Origin of the sequence: Bacillus cereus group sp. BfR-BA-01310 (genome assembly GCF_022664325.1) — a bacterium.
Taxonomy (GTDB): Bacteria; Bacillota; Bacilli; order Bacillales; family Bacillaceae_G; genus Bacillus_A; species Bacillus_A paramycoides.
The window spans coordinates 1-457 of sequence record NZ_JAKUHD010000091.1; the positions used below are offsets into that span (position 1 = coordinate 1).

The window sequence follows — 457 nt, forward strand, 5'->3', positions numbered from 1 at the left end:
CTGGAAAATTGATAACGAATAGTTGGATAAACAGAGATGGTCAGCATTTTTACGCGGATTCTTCAGGGGTTATTTTGAAGGGTTGGAAAGAGCTTGATGGGAATACATATTATTTCACAGATTTCGGAAGAGAGACAAGGAAATGTGTTGAGATTGAGGGTAAGTACTATACCTTCAACGATGACGGTATTCTACAAAAATCAGCATGGGAAGAGACAGCGAATGGTCTAAACTATTCCGATGAATCTGGAGCACTTATTCAAGAAGGCTTGAAAGAAATTAATGGTCAAATTCATTATTTTAAAGATTTCAAGGCTGCTACAGGTAAACTACCTTTAGAAGATCAAGGTGTCATTCTTCATTTTGCCGAAGAAGGTAGGCTTTGGTTGGCTACTGGGCTGGATGGAAAAGCTCTAAACAAAACAAAAAATGTTACTTTTGACAATAAAACATTACC

Annotated in this window: 1 pseudogene; it reads left to right on the top strand. The window is 37.2% G+C overall.

Annotated features, from left to right (window positions below):
* Window positions 1-74 precede the first annotated feature (74 nt).
* Window positions 75-457 (top strand): annotated as a pseudogene (locus tag MR109_RS29735) (cell wall-binding protein); the annotation flags it as partial.